This window comes from Peptoniphilus phoceensis, from assembly GCF_001517665.2.
GTDB classification, from domain to species: Bacteria; Bacillota; Clostridia; order Tissierellales; family Peptoniphilaceae; genus Peptoniphilus_A; species Peptoniphilus_A timonensis.
The window spans coordinates 196,627-215,086 of record NZ_LN999807.1 but is presented as its reverse complement, the minus strand read 5'-3'; the positions used below and the strand labels follow the sequence as shown (position 1 = coordinate 215,086).

General features: G+C 28.1%; 17 protein-coding genes and 1 pseudogene. 12 read left to right on the top strand and 6 right to left on the bottom strand.

Annotation, left to right across the window (positions count from 1 at the left end):
* Positions 1-11 precede the first annotated feature (11 nt).
* From BN3657_RS01990 to BN3657_RS01965, 6 genes are all read left to right on the top strand, one after another.
* Entirely contained in the window at positions 12-644 is a 633-nt protein-coding gene (locus BN3657_RS01990) for an ATP-binding cassette domain-containing protein (RefSeq protein WP_062551555.1), read from the top strand.
* A 5-nt stretch (positions 645-649) separates the two neighbouring features.
* Positions 650-2,323, top strand: a complete 1,674-nt coding sequence (locus BN3657_RS01985; protein ID WP_062551554.1) for an ABC transporter ATP-binding protein — start codon at positions 650-652, stop codon at positions 2,321-2,323.
* A gap of 736 nt (positions 2,324-3,059) precedes the next feature.
* Positions 3,060-3,209: a hypothetical protein gene (locus BN3657_RS08470; RefSeq protein WP_154664282.1), complete on the top strand. Its 150-nt coding sequence runs from the start codon at positions 3,060-3,062 to the stop codon at positions 3,207-3,209.
* Between the two features lie 82 nt (positions 3,210-3,291).
* Positions 3,292-4,704 (top strand): radical SAM protein, encoded by a 1,413-nt coding sequence (locus tag BN3657_RS01975; RefSeq protein ID WP_062551552.1) that lies wholly within the window; start codon positions 3,292-3,294, stop codon positions 4,702-4,704.
* Positions 4,705-4,729: 25 nt separating this feature from the next.
* On the top strand, positions 4,730-5,941 hold the full coding sequence (locus BN3657_RS01970) for a radical SAM protein (RefSeq protein WP_062551551.1): 1,212 nt from the start codon (positions 4,730-4,732) through the stop codon (positions 5,939-5,941).
* Between the two features lie 7 nt (positions 5,942-5,948).
* The gene (locus BN3657_RS01965) at positions 5,949-6,554 is read left to right on the top strand and encodes a hypothetical protein (protein ID WP_062551550.1); all 606 of its coding nucleotides are present in this window, start codon (positions 5,949-5,951) and stop codon (positions 6,552-6,554) included.
* A gap of 466 nt (positions 6,555-7,020) precedes the next feature.
* Here the strand turns inward: BN3657_RS01965 and BN3657_RS01960 are convergent, their stop codons facing one another.
* From BN3657_RS01960 to BN3657_RS01935, 6 genes are all read right to left on the bottom strand, one after another.
* Positions 7,021-8,352, bottom strand: a complete 1,332-nt coding sequence (locus tag BN3657_RS01960; RefSeq protein WP_054252129.1) for a relaxase/mobilization nuclease domain-containing protein — start codon at positions 8,350-8,352, stop codon at positions 7,021-7,023.
* A 1-nt stretch (position 8,353) separates the two neighbouring features.
* The gene (locus BN3657_RS01955; RefSeq protein ID WP_054251366.1) at positions 8,354-8,710 is read right to left on the bottom strand and encodes a plasmid mobilization protein; all 357 of its coding nucleotides are present in this window, start codon (positions 8,708-8,710) and stop codon (positions 8,354-8,356) included.
* A gap of 169 nt (positions 8,711-8,879) precedes the next feature.
* Positions 8,880-9,962, bottom strand: a complete 1,083-nt coding sequence (locus BN3657_RS01950) for a virulence RhuM family protein (protein WP_054251367.1) — start codon at positions 9,960-9,962, stop codon at positions 8,880-8,882.
* A complete protein-coding gene (locus BN3657_RS01945; protein ID WP_054251368.1) occupies positions 9,955-10,437 on the bottom strand; it encodes a ligand-gated ion channel in 483 nt (160 codons plus the stop codon). Before BN3657_RS01945 ends, BN3657_RS01950 begins: the two co-directional genes overlap by 8 nt.
* Positions 10,438-10,445: 8 nt before the next feature.
* On the bottom strand, positions 10,446-10,994 hold the full coding sequence (locus tag BN3657_RS01940) for an ImmA/IrrE family metallo-endopeptidase (RefSeq protein ID WP_062551549.1): 549 nt from the start codon (positions 10,992-10,994) through the stop codon (positions 10,446-10,448).
* Positions 10,995-11,002: 8 nt separating this feature from the next.
* On the bottom strand, positions 11,003-11,404 hold the full coding sequence (locus BN3657_RS01935; RefSeq protein ID WP_000852880.1) for a helix-turn-helix domain-containing protein: 402 nt from the start codon (positions 11,402-11,404) through the stop codon (positions 11,003-11,005).
* Between the two features lie 158 nt (positions 11,405-11,562).
* Between BN3657_RS01935 and BN3657_RS01930 the strand changes: the two genes are divergently transcribed.
* The 6 genes and pseudogenes from BN3657_RS01930 to BN3657_RS01905 all read left to right on the top strand — a co-directional run bounded on the left by BN3657_RS01930 (position 11,563) and on the right by BN3657_RS01905 (position 18,415).
* Positions 11,563-12,042, top strand: coding sequence for a hypothetical protein (locus BN3657_RS01930; protein ID WP_230204173.1), 480 nt, complete (start codon positions 11,563-11,565; stop codon positions 12,040-12,042).
* A 341-nt stretch (positions 12,043-12,383) separates the two neighbouring features.
* Positions 12,384-12,794 carry an RNA polymerase sigma factor gene (locus BN3657_RS01925; RefSeq protein WP_062551548.1) on the top strand — a complete coding sequence of 137 codons (411 nt, stop codon included), beginning with the start codon at positions 12,384-12,386 and terminating at the stop codon, positions 12,792-12,794.
* A 476-nt stretch (positions 12,795-13,270) separates the two neighbouring features.
* Positions 13,271-13,492, top strand: a complete 222-nt coding sequence (locus tag BN3657_RS08540; protein ID WP_000924607.1) for a hypothetical protein — start codon at positions 13,271-13,273, stop codon at positions 13,490-13,492.
* A 100-nt stretch (positions 13,493-13,592) separates the two neighbouring features.
* Positions 13,593-15,263, top strand: coding sequence for a recombinase family protein (locus BN3657_RS01915; RefSeq protein ID WP_062551547.1), 1,671 nt, complete (start codon positions 13,593-13,595; stop codon positions 15,261-15,263).
* Positions 15,263-16,929 (top strand): annotated as a pseudogene (locus BN3657_RS01910) (recombinase family protein). Before BN3657_RS01915 ends, BN3657_RS01910 begins: the two are co-directional and overlap by 1 nt.
* The gene (locus tag BN3657_RS01905; RefSeq protein WP_062551546.1) at positions 16,922-18,415 is read left to right on the top strand and encodes a recombinase family protein; all 1,494 of its coding nucleotides are present in this window, start codon (positions 16,922-16,924) and stop codon (positions 18,413-18,415) included. Before BN3657_RS01910 ends, BN3657_RS01905 begins: the two are co-directional and overlap by 8 nt.
* The last annotated feature ends 45 nt before the right edge of the window (positions 18,416-18,460 follow it).

Genomic DNA, 18,460 nt, shown 5'->3' with positions numbered 1-18,460 from the left:
GGGGACTAAAAATGATTATAGAATGCTGTAAATTAAAAAAAAAGATGGGGGATTTCGAATTTTATCTAGAACATATCTTTTTTCAAGAAGGGTGTATGTATGTTATTGAAGGAGAAAATGGATCTGGAAAGACTACATTTTTAAATCTTTTATGTAATTTATTAATTCAGGATGAAGGGATAATTTTATATAATAACAAGAAAATGGAAGGAAATGAAAGAATCATAAAAAATAATATTGGGTTTTTACCAAATGTAATCTGCTTACCTAATATATATGATAGTGAAATAACAGCTAAAATATTCGGAAAGCAATTTTCAAATTTCTCAAAACAGAAATTTCTAAAATATTTGAGAACTTTTAAAATTGACAATGGTAAAAGGATTGGTGAGATGTCAGATGGTATGAAAAAAAAATTTATGATTTCAACTATATTGGCATATTCACCAGATGTTTTAATATTTGATGAGCCTTTTAATGATATAGACACTGAATCTCAGAGGTTTCTTGTAGAAGAATTTAGAAATGTAATAAAAAACAATGGAACTGTTATAATAAGTACTCACATAAAAAACGTTTTAAATTCAATTAGTTATAAAATAATAAAACTTAGCAATGGAAAATTAGATCTTGAAAGCAACTGATAATTATGAAAGATTTTTTAAATATCATAAATATAATACATGAATACGGGAATATAAAAAAGAAAACTATAATTTTATCAGTATTCATATCTATGTTTATAGCCTTATTAAACTCCGCTCCTGTGAAGTTAATACAAAATATTATGGATGAAGGGTTTGTTAAAAAGAACTATGAGTTAATTGTAATCATAAGTATACTCCTAATAGTTATTTATTTTCTCAGGTCAATATTATCCTATTTTTTAAATAAAACTTCTCTAAAGATATCTAAACAATTAGCACAGGATCTTAGAGAATCTTCATTTGAACTGATATTGAATAGCGACTACGAAACATATTCACGATATGATAGTTCTTATATTAATCATAGAATAAATGAAATTGCAACATTGGGGGATATATTTTCTCCTAATATATTTAATATAGTTACAACAACTCTAGAAGCTTCATTTGTATTTTTATTATTATTTAGAATTAATATTTTTCTTTTGATGATATCATTGATTCCAATACCCATATTGTTTTTATTGATTAAAAATAAGAATAATAAATTGGAAGAAAGCACAAAGGAACTGATGGAAAAAATGTCAAGGCAGACTCAGAGAGTAACTGAAAAATTATCAGGTATTGAGTACATACAGAAGACTGGTAAAGAAGGAACAGAAATAAACTCAATGAAATCAATTGATAGAGAGGTCTTTAACCAAAAGTATCATCAGGGGCTGTTAACTAAAAAAATAACTGAGACAATTAGTTTATATGTTACCATTTTACCTGTGTTACTATATATGATTGGAGGATATCTATATATCAATGGCAACATTACATTGGGTGGAATCATATCATTTACTACCAACATATCAAAAGTATATTCTCCTTTTTTAAATGTTGCACTTTTTACTGTAAACATTAAATCAATTAAGGCGTCAGGGAGAAGAATGATAGAATTATTAGAAGAATTTAAAAATGAAGATGATTTAAGAGTAAGTAATGAAAATGATAAAATTTGTTTAGATGAAATTAATAAAATTGAATTCATAAATGTCTATTTCAAATATAAATCTTCATCAAATGTTATAATTCAAAATATTAATTTTGATTTATCTAAAGGAGATGTGATGAAAATATCTGGAGAGAATGGAAGTGGGAAAAGTACTTTACTTAAGCTCGTTTTAGGTATTTTATCTCCAACAAGAGGTAATATAAAAATCGACAGTTTGAAGTATGAAAATTTAGATAAAAATGCTGTAAGGAAAAAAATCGGGATAATTGACCAAAGTATATTTCTTTTTAATGACACAATTGAAAATAATATTTTGTACGCTTTGAATGAAAAACCATCTAGAGATGAATTTGTAAATATAATTAAACTATTAAGATTAGACAGAAACTATAGTGAAAAAGATATAATGGAGAAAAGAATAGGACAAAACGGAAGAAATTTATCAGGCGGAGAAAGACAAAAAGTAGCACTTGCTAGAGTTTTGCTTAGAGATAATGATGTAATTATCTTCGATGAATCAATAGCAAATGTTGATTATGAGACAAGAAATGTAGTAAAAGAAATAATAAACAATGAACTAAATAATAAAATCGTCATAGTTATAGACCATAATAACTTTTTTGACGACATAGTTACAAAGAGTATTCTTTTAAAGAATGAATATAAGGGGTCATAAAAAATGTATGAATTGATTTCTATTGATTTCAAAAATAACTATAAGTTAATAATCTCGTCTCTCTTTATAATAATTTTTTCTAATTATATAGTGAGAAGTAATATTTTAAACTATATTATTTTTTACTATGTAACTTTGGGTATTGTATTAGATATAGAGTCAAAATCAATAAAAGATAAATCGTTATTTTACTTTAATATGCTTCCGAAAATGAGAGGATATGTAATAATAGAGAAAATAATTTTCGGATTCCTTTTAAGTATAGTATTCTACTCACTCACAAATTTAATAAATTATATCATTAGTCTAAACATTATTAAACCCTATACTTTAATTCATTTGTTTAATGTTATTTTAATTTCAGGAATATTATCAATTAAGGTTAAAGTTTATAATTTGAGAGTTTACACAAATATCATAACAATTATTTATGGTCTAACAATAACTGCAGTAAATAAATTTAACTTTCGATTTCCTATTAAGTTTGATTTTTTTTCTGTATTATTCTTTTTCCTATTAGTTTACAGATTTATTTGCAGAATAAGAAAAACAGATTACTTTTATAACAAAAGTATATAATATATACTAGTCTCAACTAAAGAATCAAGATAAAAACCATCAATAATTTCATAAATATTTGACAAAAATAGAAATATATGATATTAATAAGTCAGGACATATTGTACATTATGTTATGGTCAATCGTTTTCAACTTAAAAATTTATTAAGGAGGTAAATGATGGGTAATTACGATGTAGAAACTAGAAGTGTGGAGTGTTGGGTAATTTGCGGTGGAGGATGTGCGCTGACTTGTTTTGCTGATTCAGGAGTACCTGTGTTAGATGCAGTTGGCATATCACTTTCTTATAATGATGATTTAGCTTAAATTTAAAAGCATAGTGACCTCATGAATTATAGGGGTTGCTATGCTTTTTTACATAGTTAGTGGATTTGTATGGGGGTAATATATGTTAAAACCAATAGCTTTTAAGACAAAGAATGACAATTGGTATATTTATGACAATAAAACTCGATTTGTTTTGCCTATTAATGACGTTGAATTATGCGAAAATGACCTAGATAAAAATGGTAATGTAATTGAAGTAGGTAAAATACATCAAATAAAAAATAAATATAAAAAATACCCATTGTTCGAGGATTTTGACATAAGTAATGAAATGGACATTTGGGTTGAAGGAAGTAAGGATTTTATCACAAGTAATGGAATAAGACAGCTAACTTTAATAATAACCGAGGCTTGCAATTTTAGATGTAAATATTGTTTTTATTCTGATGAATATGAGTACTCAAGGAATCATAGTAAGAATATGATGGATTGGAGTATTGCTAAAAAATCAATAGACTATTATTTTAATTTTAATAAAAACGTTCTAACGTATAATCCTAATTTTAAACCAACGATAGGCTTTTATGGTGGAGAACCTTTATTGAATTGGGATGTAATATACAAGAGTGTGGAATATATTAAGGATAATTATGCAAGTAACTATAAAGAGGTATTCTATACAATAACAACAAATGGTTATCTTTTAAATAGTGAGAAGTCTAAATATCTTCTTGATAATGGATTTTCAATAGCAGTTAGCCTAGACGGGAATAAAGAAGATCATAACAGAAATAGAATTCTCCATAATAGAGAAAAAACATACGATTCAGTTATACGTAATATAATTGAATTAGATAGAATATATAGAGACTTATCTAGGGAAAATAATACCATATATCCATATACACTTTTAATGACTTACGATAATAACACATCTTTTTCAAATACAATTAAAGCAGCTTTAGAAATGCCGGATATATTTAATAAATTTAGAAAGATAAATAAAGTAAAATCTATGAATACTAATTATTATAATGGTCAAAGAGGAGATAAGGAGGCATATGCAGATGTTTTAGATATTGTAAATTCGTATATAGACGGAAATTCAAATGGAACTAATATAGAGACTATTTTATTCAATCAATTAACACTTTTTCAAGCCAATAACGTAAATCTTGTAAATAATACAAGCGGGGGTACCTGCATACCAGGTGAAAAATTAGCAGTTACTCATTCTGGGGATATGTATATATGTGAAAGAATAGATTACCAATCTTCGATAGGAAATATTGACGAGGGAATCAATTGGAATTTGCAGAAAAAGTATTTAGAGGATTTTATCAGTATAAAGAAATCTTACTGTAAGAGTTGTAACATATCTAATTTATGTAATCTTTGTTTTGCAAATTGTTCTTGCGGAGATGACAAATTTTTTATGAATGAGGAATACTGCAATAAATACAAACACAATATTACTAAATTATTTAGTCTTTATTATACTGCTTTGGAAAATGGACAGGTAAGTAAGGTTTAAATTTTCAAATGAGGAAGGTGTGAATATGATTAGGTTATTATTAAATCCAGATGTCTATTATGAGAAGGGATTAAGAAAGGATATTTGCTACTCGCTATATGATGGGAAAGTTTATTATTTTGATGATGAACACAGAAAGATAGTTGAAAAGCTATTTAATGGCATCAATGAAGATGAATTTAATTTTATTGAGAGAAAAGTAATGCTTTTTTTTGAGAACAATGGTTTAGGTATAAAAGATGAGTATATGGAAAATCAAAAAGCATTGTCCACTGTGGAACCATTTAAAATGAATTTTTTTGATTTAAAAGCATATGAAAGACTTAAAAAATTAAACATAAAAAGATGCATGATTCAAATAACAGGAGAATGCAATTATAATTGTGAATACTGCCAAAGTAAAAATTACATACCATGTTCTTGTGCTAAAAATAAAGATGGCGAAGAAAATAGTATTAACTGGGAATATTTATTTATTCAGCTAAAACGTTTAGGTGTTGAAAAAATAAACATTATTGGTGGCGAGCCTTATTTAAAAAGAAATACAATAAATGAGATATTGAAGATATTAAAAAGATTAGAAATAGGCTGTATAATTAGCACTAACGGCTCCTTGTTGAAAGAAGATGATATTAAGTTCCTTGGCAAGCATAAATGCTCAATTGAATTATTTGTACCATCGTTGAATGAGGATTCGATGAAAGGTATATCTGGGATTTGTGGCATAAAAAAACAAATTGAAAATGTTATTCATCTGTTTAATAAATACAATATAAATTATAGTATCATATCAGTATTTAGTAAATTGACATTACATGAGAATAAAGATTTAATTACGGAAGCGTCTTGTAAAGATAAGATTTTATATAAAAGTGATTTGCCACCAAGTGAATATGCAGTAATAATAGATAATTCTGTAAAGTATTGTATAGAAAATACACCTGTAAACTATTTAAACTTTGAGTCTCTTAAAAATTTCAATCCATGTTTAAGAAATACAATTTTTATAAACAGTGTTGGTGATATTAAATTATGTCAGAAATTAGATGAGTCATTAGGAAATGTTAGTGAAACACTCTATAAATCATTGATGTCAGACAAAATATTTGATACATGGGAAATAAACAATTATGAAGACTCTAAATGTTCTTCGTGTTGTAAAAAATTAATGTGTATAAATTGTAAAGCAAATTTATTACAAGGGTCTACAGAATATGAATGCATGAGTAAGGAGTAAAGATATTATGTTACATTTAATTAAGTCATCCTTGGAAGCTAATAAAAGACTCAACTTAATTATGATATTAATATTTATAATTATATCATTTTATAAGTTTGAGGCTGGTTTGGTAGCTGCATTATATATAATAATAAAAATTGGAAAATCAATTTCAGACTATAATTACTTTAATGAAATAAAAAATATGGTTAAAACATTTCCGTCCTCAAAAGACCTGTATCCAAAATATTGTATTATAAATAACAATATAACAAGTCTAATAATACTAGTAATGTGGGTCATCATAGGTATGTATAAAAAAGAATATTCTACTCAACAATTGATATTTTATTCGCTAATTATATATACTATAAGTACATTTTACAAATTTATGTTCGACATTTCTGAAATCAACAATAGAAAAGTATATGTTGAAAATATAAGAAAAATGTTATTTGTTATACTAGCTATTTTATTTATTATAGTGTCAAGAACTCCAAATCTTTATGAACATGTAGGAAATATAGTATTCTCATATTCTAATACAAAAATGCTATTAATTATAGTCTTATCAATCATATTAAACATCTTGTACTATAAAATCCTTAAATACAATGCTAATAAATTTTAATAAATATAATAATTCTTGATATTATTTTGGAACAATTGGAACAGGGCTATATATACCTATCTATATGAGTTTTAAGAAAATAGCATATTATTCAGTTTTTAGCTACCCAATGTATCATCTAGTGATAGTTTGAATAATTACTTTAATATTATGTTTAACAGTACCTATAATTATTTTTAATATAGATCTCAAAAAAACTATTATTGAGAGATTGCGTCAAAATTGAATTGGGAACCATATTTAGCAATTTTACCTATAATATCTGTTTGAGAAAAAATCTTAACAGATATTATAGATACCTAAACCTTTAATAAGATAGTATATCTATAAAAGGATATCTTTAATATTACTATAACATTGCTATTTTTAAATTTAATTATAAGATGTTATCCAAATTACTCTGAATTTATTTGTGGAGTATTGTTTTGACAATTGGAATATAAAACATATATTTTAGTATAATGATTTATCTTTCAATTTCTTCTTTATAATAATTTTCATAGTTTTTCCTATACTGAACAAGGTCGGAAAATTGCTCTTTATTCAAAGAATACTCTTGCATAAGGGTGTTCTTTTTTTCTTGCAATTTATTGAGATTTGATAGTATTTCTTTTGTATTTGGAGGCTTTTTATAGTTAACTAAAATTTCTTTAGCGGCTATTTTATAGACGGAAATTTCACTATAATATTCTTCTGCAAATTGCTTGTCCTCAGGATTTTTCTTGTGGTATTTATAGATTTCACGATACTTATTTATAGTATTAATATTTTCCATATCTTGAGATAAACTCTTCATTTCAGTTTCAAATTTCTTTATTTTATCTAACAAGTCTTGTCTATCATCAGCAGATTTTTTGATCAGGTCATCGAGTTGAGTAATTGAATTAATTCCTTGCTCTCTAAGTTTAATTATTGAATCTGCCATTGTTTTTATATTATGTTTCCTTGCCCAAACTTCATAACCTTTAGAGGATAGAGCTTTTTTATTAGTAGAGATATCAATAACATTTCCTACTCGTTTTTTAATAGGATTAGCTTTGTTTTTAATAGCTAAATCTATTCTTTCTTTGATTTTTTCTTCGGTATAATCTTCTCCGATAGTCTTAGCTCTTGTAAATCTTTGTTTGTCTTTATGGCGAAAAGCTATGTGTTTACCAAACTTAATTTCATAATCAAGAGATTTCATATTTTCTAAAAACTCTTCCCACGAGTTAGACTTATTAATCATTCTATCTATATCAAATTGCAGTTTAGATTTCCAAGAATTTCCTTTCTTATTTTGGTCATATTCGTACCAAGATTTACCTGCAGTTTTATATTTTCTTTTGTAAGCTTCATAATATTCATCAATGACTGAAAGCTTATTTTCATTACATAATTCGTCACTTTGATACCTAATTTTATGGTAAGTTTTTTTGTTGGATTGATAGCATTTGCCAGTCTTGTAATTGACATTATTAAAAATAATATGGTTGTGGATATGCCCTCTATCTATATGTGTTGCAAGAACAAATTCATAATCTTCTTTTAAAATTTTCTTGCATAATTCCATTCCAATTTCGTGAGCTTTTATAGGATCAACCTCTCCTGGTAGAAAAGATTGAATTAAATGTCTAGCCAAAACTGTACCTTTAGTATCATTGTCTTCTCGTGTTCTCATAAATTGAATATGAGCAGTAGATGGATGACATTTGAATGAAGATACTAAGATTTTTTCATCAGTTTTTTCACTCTTAGTTATATAATCTATTGCCAAATTTAGAGTTGATTTTATAGGATGTATTTTTGTAATTGCCATATTATTCATCAGAACTTTCTTTTGATTTATTAAGAAGTAGGGAATGGATCTGCCATATTTCTCTTGATAATTTTTCTATCTGATTATTCATAGATTCAATTTCATTTTTGTAAATAACACCAGTTGTATTAGTAGCTTTTGCAATCTGGTTTATATTATTTGTTGCATTTGAAAGCAGCCATTGTAGGTTTCTAAATGGTTCTAAATCTACAACATATATCTCTTTTTCCAATACACATTTTCTAAGAAAGTGGGACATTGTTTTGCAATTTGCAAGTTTCATTTTCTTTTCAAAAACTTCCTTTTCTTCCTTAGTTAATTTTATTTCTATTCTTTCATTTCTAAATCTATTTGCCATTTTATTCTCCTTTATAAAATATATTTCGGGGTCTTAGGGTTCTCCCTAACAAGGTAAAAATTAAAAAAATGGAGCATTCCGTAAAGGTCTGCTCCATTAATTTTTTCGTAAGTGTCCGTACACTTACTGTGCTTGCTATTAAAGTTATAAGCGTTAAGCGTGTATTAAGTTATTCTTCTAATTTTTTAGCATCATCTTCTAGTTCCAAGAATTTATCAAAATCACTCTTGTAGAGTCTATCTTGTATAATTCTATATTTTTCAAACTCACTCTCTGCGTGTTTTTTAGCAAGGGCTGCAGATACTTTTCCTGCATCGTTTAGAATTTCTTTATCCCATAATTGTAAAAATCCATTTAATCTTTTTTCCCAATCTTCCATAGTCATAGGGATATGTCTTTCTGCTTGTAGTTCTGCCATGTCCAAATAAGATGAAACAATTCTTTGCATTTGATTTAATTCTTCTTCGTTTAGATAATTTTTTGCAACGACTACATCATATTTATGAATTTTTGAATCTGGAGAGCCTTCCCAAGTTGTCAGTCCCATATTTTTAGTTTTGTGATTGGCTCTATCTACAATTAATTCGGCTGCAGTTTTTCCATGAATGGCATAGTGTAATTTGTTTTGAATAGCTGCAAAAAACCTTCTTGTTGCTTTTGCAGATGGGTCATAGTCTAAAGATGTGGCATAAATATCTGTGATTTTTTGATAGAATCTTCTTTCAGATAATCGAATCTCACGAATTTTTACAAGTAATTTTTCGAAATAATCCTTGGTAAGTTTTGTGCCAGAATTTTTTAATCTTTCATCATCCATTGCCCAACCTTTAATTGTAAAATCTTTTACAATTTGGTTTGCCCACTTTCTAAATTGGACTGCACGTTCGTTATTTACTTTAAAGCCTACTGCAATAATTGCTTGCAGATTATAGTGTTTTGTTTCCCTTGAAACATTTCTAGAACCTTCTTTTTGAACTATTAGGAAATTCCTAATAGTTGCTTCTTCTTGTAATTCACTATCGGCATAGATTTTTTTAAGATGTTCATTTATTGTGGCGACACTAACATCATAAAGAGCTGCCATCATCTTTTGAGTTAGCCAAATATTCTCATCTTCATATCTAATTTCGATAGCTTCTTGATCATCACCATTTGCTGCAATAAAGGTCAAGTATTCAGCAGCAGATGACCTAATTTGAAGTTCTTTTTTTTTCTGATTTTCGTCTTTATTTTTATCCATTTCTTTACTCATAATTTCCTCCAAATATAAATTTCATTCTACCTTTAAACACTGGAATACTAATCAAGAATACAATTACATAATGTATAAAGGAATTTATCATCATACTGTTTGTTATTGGTAATTGATGATAAGTTTGACCTATTATTTTAAAAGCGGCTAGAGTGTTTGTTATAAAATCTAGTGCCAACCATAAGGCAACTGCTGATCCTATAAAAGCAATTATATAGTTTAAAAACTTGCTAACTTTTGGTAGCTTTTGATTTATTAAAACTAGCAATATTCCATAAACTATTACTACTGTAATTGAGAGGGGAATAGCCAATTTGTTATCTAGTTTATCTTTTATGGATATATAAAATCCTAAACCTACAACTATAAAATCAATCAAAAATGCTGAGATTTTTACAGAGTAGGTAGTGATGAGATAGTAGAAAACTATTCCAGAAAGGATTAATAAAAAATATCCTGTAATAAAAATTCCCATAGAGTCTCCTAATAATAATCATCATGTTCAGGGCGATAGTTTTTAAGAAAATCTCCCTGAGGTATATTAACATTAACTGGTTTATTAAACTTTCCCATTTTTGCTAACTCAGAAATTTTTAGATTTAGTAAATTTATATCTACACCTAATTGTCCAGCGATTTCATAATCACAAACTTGATCATTGATATTATCTAGGACATCTTCATCACTAATTAATAAATGAGCTGCAAAAATATTAGCTTCAGTTTCAAATTTATTTGTAGGGTTTAGCACTGTTTGGTCATGAAAAGCTCCGCCACTCATACAATAATCTCTGTGAAGTTGATCGTGACCTAATTCATGTGCTAATATCGTCTTTCTATTAAAATTTGTGTTACTACTGATAAAAATAAATCTGTTCCTTTGAATATAATGGTACATTCCTAAAAGTATTTTTGTTTCAGGTAGATATACCAGGTTAATATTCAAAACTTCTATTAATTCGATAGGATCTCGTGTCTTGTATTTTTTTATAAGTCGATTAACCTTATCATATATATAGCGATTCATGCTCATAAAATCACCTAATCTTTTTTCTTACGACCGTATTTCTTGTTTTCTCTTTTAGCCTCCCAATAAGCACGAGTAATAGCTTCAAAAGCGGCATCTTTATCTTCATCAGATATTTCTCCACCTGCAAATAAAGAACTTAGACCTTCAGTTAATGCTCTAGCTTTTTCTAATTCTCTTTTGCCACCCATGTTATAAACTCTATTTAAAAACTCGTCACTTTCTTCTAGAAGGTAATTGTAATCACAGTCCATAACTTCAGCTATTTTTTTGTAAACCTCGACATCTCTTGGGTATCTTTCTCCGTCTTCATAATGTACAAGAGTTCTTGTACTTATTCCTATCATCTTTGCAAAATCTGCTTGACTTAACTTTTCTTTTTCACGAAAATCCTTTAATCTATCCGCAAAAGCCATAATTTTAACCTCCTGTACTAATGTGCATTTATAACTTTTAATACGAACAATAGTGCTTGAATTGTTTTTTAATTTGATATATAATACAAACTGAACTTATATTCATATTATAGCACAAACATTCAGGATTGTAAATAAATTGTATTGGGGTGATTAGATTGAGAATAAGTAAAACTTTAAAGAATATAATGAACTTGTATGCAGATAGCAACTTGAAATTTGAAAAAATCAGTTCAGCTGCAAAACTTATTTTAAGTTTATATAGACAAGTTACTTGGGCAGTAGATAACAGGGCAAATTTTATGATGTTTGAGAGTAAAGAAAACTATGGATTAACTTCAGAATCTGCTTACTTGTATCTTTCAACATTTGCTCCAGAAAGAGTTGAAGAAAAGTTTAATAATAGAGTTTCCAATGTAATGGATAGTAAGCTTATGCTTTTAATAATTTATGATGCCTGTGTTAGGTTAAAAGTTTATCCAGAATATGGAGAAATCTATCATAAGATTATTTATAACTACTACATTGCTGAAAAAAAGATTACTGATGAAGCTTGTATGAGAAGTGTATCTTTAGAGAGAACTGTTTATTATCAAAGAAAAAAAGAAGCAATTGCATTGGTTGGTGTAATAATTTGAGGATATACTTTACCGACTGCTATTAGCCAACTTAAAGACGGTCGCAGCATTGAAGAAATAATGAACATCTAAGAAATTAATTTATGACGAACTTATTGCGTACTATTTCCGAATGAAAAAAGTACCATATACGAATTTTATGTGTACTTAAGTGCATATATAATATCCATGCTGGGTGATTTGCACCTAAATTTAATATTGGCATTTATTGGCTGAAAGAATTTATTTTCTTTCGGTCTTTTTTTATGCCCAGGAGAATATATGCATAGAATTAGAAGCCCTCCTTGTGTGAATTTTATTTTCAAACTAAAGAAATTCATGTCAACAAGGAGGAAAAATTAATGGACAAAGAATATTATTTATTTGTAGAAGGAAAGAAAATAGTTGTTAGCAAGGAAGTATATCTTGCCTATCATAGTGAATTGAATAAAGAGAAATATCAAATTAGAAGAGACAGGTTAAATAACTGTTTCTTTTTTTGTTCCTATAATCATGATGGTAATTTTGAAGAAAATTTAGAAGATCTGGAATTTGATGTTGAAAAAATTATCGAAACAAAGGAAATGATTGAAGAAGTAAGAAGAGCTATTTCTAAACTCAACCCTGTTGAAAGAGATTTGATAGAAAGTCTTTTTTATAAAGAAGAAACAATTAGAGAAGTAGCTGCAAAACTGAATATTTCTCATCCAGCCGTTATTAAAAGGCGTAATAAAGTCTTAGAAAAACTAAAGGAAATGTTGGAAAACTTTTAGATGACAGTTGCCAAGAGGGTCTAATTTTCACTGTTACCTATACAGTGGGAATTGGACCTTTTTATTTAACCAAATTTATTTTTGAAAATTGGTTACCAAGAAAGACTTCTTTTCACTCTTAATTATAAGAGGGTAATTTTAAACAATTTTGTTTCATCAAGATAAGTATTTTCTGATGGTCAAATTTTAAAAAGATTAATAACTCTCGATAAATTTTGAACCTTAACAACTGAATAGACCAAGACAAGACGTTAATCATTTTTGGAGCGTAATAACCTATCCGCCAAGATCTTTCTGCTGAATAATTCGGCAAAACAAGTACTGCTAAGCTAAAAGCAAGGGAAGAAGAAAGGGAGCGATAAGTAAGAGTTTGAATATAGGGAGGGATACCCTATTCGCTATGAAGAAAATGAGGATAATGATACTTCTAAGGTTGAAGCCGGCTCATCCTGAACAGAGGCGGAGGTGAGATTCCTATGTTGCTAATCCAAAGCACTTGTCAATGTCAAAAAACTTTAATTTTATATTGTGAGGTAAAACCTATGAATACAAAAGAAAAGAAGAAATGTAAACCTAAAGAGCAAATATCAAAAGAAGATTATTCTAAAAAAATTACTTACACTCAAAGTGATAAAGAGTCCCTCGACTTACTAGATATTGTAGAACTTTATTTATGTAGAGCTTGTATAAGACTATAAGCTGGGGTGCTGACTTAAAAACTTGGGTGCGGTAAAATATAAGTGGTAGAAGAACTCCTTAATGACTATTTGCCCAAATACAAATTAAGGAGGTTTTGTGATGGAGAAATTTGCTTGTATGTATCTTCGTTTATCGAGAGAGGATGGAGATAGCACAGAAAGTAATTCTATTTCAAATCAAAGACAGATTATCAAATCATATGCAAGGGGCAATGATTTTAAAGTTGTTGCTGAATATGTAGACGATGGTTTTTCAGGATCTAATTTTGACAGACCAAAATTTAAGAAGATGATTCAAGATCTTGAAGAAAAGAAGTTCAAAACAATTATTGTGAAGGACTTATCCCGTTTTGGGAGGGATTATATCGAATCAGGAAAATATCTACAAAAGATATTTCCAGAAAAAGGTATAAGGTTTATATCCGTAAACGATAACTATGACAGTGAAAATGCAGATGTAAGCGATACACATTTAATTCTTCCAATAAGAAACTTTATTAATGATTCTTATTGTAGAGATATTTCTATGAAAGTTAAATCTTCAAAGGAAATTAAAAGAAAAAATGGTGAATTTATTGGTGCATTTGCTCCTTTTGGTTATAAGAAGGATAGCAAAAACAAACATAAGTTAGTCGTTGATACAGAAGTTTCACACATAATTGAAAGAATATTCAATATGAAGATAGACGGTTATTCGTCTAAGGCTATTGCAGATTTTTTAAATAGCATAGGTTGTGTAACACCATCTAAGCATAAAGAAAATTCTGGCGATAATCATACTACTGGTTTTATTGTTAAAGACTCTAAATGGGATGCAAAAATGGTCAATAGGATTATTACAAACAAGGTCTATATAGGAGTGCTTGAACAAGGGAAAACTAGAAAACTAAATTACAAGTCTAAGAGAGAAGTAGAAGTAAATGAAGAAGATTGGATTGTAATAAACGACTCTCATAAGCCTATTATTTCAAAAAGCATTTATGCTTTGGCTAATAAGATGATGCTTCGAGATGTAAAACAATCAGCAGATATACCACATATTTTATCAGGAATGCTTTATTGCAAAGATTGTGGATCTTCAATGGTTAGAAGAAAGGTTAAGTCCAAGAATGGATATAATATTTTTTATATTTGTTCTCACTATAATAACAAAGGAGATTGCACAAGACATAGTATAAAAGAAGACTATCTACTGGATATGACTCTTTTTGCACTTAAAGATTATTTAAAAAAATACAATGAATTACTAAGTCAAGTTAATAAGTTAGATGTATCAAAAGTTACATTTAATATTGACTTTGAAAGCTTAAACTCAGAAAAGAGAAAGTATGAAAGACTTAGACAAACTTTATATATGGACTTAGAAGATGAACTTATAACTTCTGAAGAATTTGAAAGGTTCAGAAAAAATTATCTTATTAAAATCAGGAAAATAGAGAAACAAATTGCTACAAAGAAAAATATACTTGCCAATTTGCAAGAAAAGATGAAAAACAAGGACAGTTTGGTTTCCGAAATTGTTCCCACTGATTTAAGCAGTCTAAATAGACTAACAATTGTATCTTTTATAGATAGAATTGAAATCGGAGAAAATAATGAGATTAATTTTGTCTTTAATAATTTGGAAACAGTTAACTTACTGAAGACCCTTATAAAAGAAGAAAGTGAAAGCAAGTCCGAAGTAAAGAAGAATTTAATTTCAATAAATAAGGTATTTGGAAATGCTCTTGAAAATAAGACTCCAATGCAATTAGCTGGAGGTGTTTTATAATGGCAAGAACTTCCAAAAGATATATTGAAAAGAAAAATGAAAAGACAGAAAGAAAAGTCTTTAAAGCCGGAATTTATACAAGACTATCTAACGAAAGAACAGAAGAGTGGAGAGAAAAATCATACTCAATAGAAACTCAAATCCTATCTTGTAAAGAATATGCATTAAAAGAAAATATAGATGTTTTAGAAGTTTACACCGACTATGAATATAGTGGGACAAACTTTGAAAGACCATCATTTCAGAATATGATGCAAGATATTAGAGATAGAAGAATCAATTGTATTATTATCAGAGATTTATCAAGACTTGGAAGAGAATATCTTGAAATGGGAAGATTGATTGATAAAGTTTTTCCATTTTTAGGTGTTAGATTTATTTCAGTTAATGATAAATTAGACACAGTCAAAGAAACAGATTCAAAGAAATCTTTTGAGGTTACTCTTAAAAATATTATCAACGATATGTATGCTAAGGATATTTCAGTTAAGATAAAAACCTCAAAACACAATAGGGCAAGAAACGGATACTTTATTGGTTCTGTTCCACCTTACGGGTACAAGATTAAAAAATCTAAAGAAGGTCAAAAGCTTGTAATTGATGAAAATGTTAGATTTATAGTAGAAGAGATGTTTGATTTAACTCTTCAAGGCAAAAGCCAATATGAAGTCGCAAAGCATTTTAATGAAAAAGGCTATGCTCCTGGAATGATTTACTATAAAACTGGGAGAGTTTATAGACAAGATGATGATCCTGAATGGAATAAAGGGACAATTTCAAAAATGCTTACAAACCAAGCTTATACGGGGACTTTAGTACAAGGAGTTAAGCAACAAAATCTTGCAAAAGTAATTAAGCAACATTTTGTAGACGAAAGTCAGTATATAATTTGTGAGAATGCACATGAAGCAATCATTTCTAAGGAAGTTCACGAAAGAATCTTACGAGAAAGACAAGAAAGAAAAATCATGTTTTCAGTTCGCCAATGCATAATTTTGAAAATAGGGACTATGAGAACAGATTTAAAGGTCTTGTAATCAATAATAATACTGGCAAAGAACTTAATAGAAGAACTCGTATCTATGGTAAAAATAAAGATAGACTTTACTATTCATTTCAGAATGAGAGATTTAGTGGAAGTATAAAACCCGAAAAATCAGTATTCATTATGGAAAGAGATTTGGATCAGGCTATTAGTGATAAGATTTCTGAGTTTATTATGAAGACAACTAGCAAGACAAAATTTGTTAACCGAATTAAAGCTAGATTTAATAAGGCGATAGATACTTTTAAGAAAGACATTGAAAATCTTAAAAGAAAAAATATAAATGAAGAAAATATCATTTAAAAAGCCTATGAAGAATATAGTCTAGGTAAGATTGATAGAGATGAGTATCTATTAAAAAGAGAGATTGCTCAAAGTCATATGTCTACATTTGATAACGAGATTTCAGCAATTGAAGTTAATATCTCAAAGCTTAAAAAAGAAAGATTAAAATCAACAAAATGGATAAATGATTTATATGCTTCAAAGAATTTGGAAAAGCTACCTGGTGATTTAATCCATAGCTTAATTGAAAAAATAATAGTTTATGACAAACACGAATTTGAAATAGTCTTTAAATTCAATATATATAATTTAGTAGGAGGAACAGACGATGAGTAAGATTGCTCTTTATATTAGATTATCCGTTGAAGATATGATAAAGACTGATGAGAGTGAAAGTATCATAAACCAAAGAGCATATCTAAACGATTATCTCGACAAGAATGAAGAATTTAAAAACTTCACAAGAGAAGAATATGTTGATGATGGATATTCTGGAACAAATGAAAATAGACCAGCCTTTCAAAGAATGCTCGAAGATGTAAAGAAAAATAATATTCAGACGATAATTGTAAAAGACTTGTCCAGATTTATGAGAGATTATATAACACTTGGAGATTATCTTGAAAATATATTTCCATTCCTAGGAGTAAGATTTATCGCCATAAATGATGGCTATGATAGCAACAAAGAAAAAGGAAATGGAACAGATTTAGATATTCAATTCAAGGGACTATTATATGATTTCTACACAAAAGATATTTCTGAAAAGGTAAAGTCATCTATGGCTACACTTAAAAAACAAGGAAAGTTTTTAGCCTGGAGTCCACCTTTAGGATATATGAAAAATCCTAATGATAGGCACAAAATCATAGTTGACGAAGAAACTGCTTGGATAGTAAAGAAGATTTTCAAACTTGCACTTGAAGGTATATCTTCAAGAAATATAGCTAAGATATTAAATGAAGAAAAAATACCAACACCATCAAAAAGAAAGAGTGAATTAACAAATCTTGATTTTGAATATTCAATAATCAGAACTGCTAAAAAGCCTAGACCAACTTGGACTAATGGTAATGTAATAGATGTATTAGCAAATGAAAATTACACTGGAACTTACACTTTCAATATGCAAGATAAGTCAGTATTAAATCCATCTTCTTTTAAATTCAAACCAAAAGAAGAATGGGGAAGAGTTGAGAATAACCATGAAGCTATTATTTCTAGAAAAGACTTTGAAAAAGTTCAAAAGATAAAAGAGAAGAATCTATTTATGAAAGGTAAAAATACCGATTATGAATGGAGAAAAAAATCTCCACTACAAGGTTTTGCGAAATGTCCAACTTGCAATCACATTTTAGGATGTGTTCAATCTAAAAGAAAACGACAAGATGGAACTATAAGAGTCCACACATATTTTACATGTAGGATATGTAAATGTAATAATGTAAAACATAAGAACTCAAGAGCAGGAAGCCTTGAAGAGCAAGTATTTGAAGCAATAAAAGAAAAATATGGTTTAGAAGATCCAATCAAGGATGAAAAAGTAAAAGTTAAACCTATGGAAAAATCTATCGAAGATCTTGAAGCTAAGAAAATGCAGAATTTTGAGAAGTATAAATTAGGCAAGATGAATAGACAAAAATTCATTGACTCTAAAAATTTGATAGATGAAGAAATACGAGCAATAAAAGAAAAAATACTAAAAGCAAAAGAAGAAAAAGAAGTAATAGACAACACTAAACTTACCAGAGAATTGATGGAAAAATATATAGACTCAGTATTCTGCGAAGGAAACGAAGTGTTGAACATAATATGGAAGTAGCAAAGGGAGTGAGCAATCACTCTCTTTTAAATTAATATAATTATT